A 266-nucleotide genomic window follows, 5' to 3' on the forward strand; every position below is an offset into this window, starting at 1 on the left:
GTGGATGGCTCGTTGTCCTTGTCACTGGCCAAAGATGCAAGGACCAACGGCACCGGCCGGGTCACCGCCAACCTCGACCCCGCCATTTTCCCCTCGCTGGGTAAGCTTGACGCTCAAACCATCGAATCCAAGATACTTCAGGACGGCCGCATCCAACTCATCGCCAGACAGCAAGTGGACAACGCAATCCAAGGCATCATGATGCTGTTCAGTGAACAACATGCACGCCTGTTCTTCTCGATTGGCGGTATGCACTATCTCTTGAG

Annotated in this window: 1 pseudogene; it reads left to right on the plus strand. The window is 55.3% G+C overall.

The annotated features are described in order from the left end of the window. Positions 1-12: 12 nt before the first annotated feature. Positions 13-266: pseudogene (locus FQ664_RS26180) on the plus strand (hypothetical protein); the annotation flags it as partial.

The organism is Pseudomonas persica (assembly GCF_900291015.1).
In the GTDB taxonomy this organism is placed as follows: domain Bacteria; phylum Pseudomonadota; class Gammaproteobacteria; order Pseudomonadales; family Pseudomonadaceae; genus Aquipseudomonas.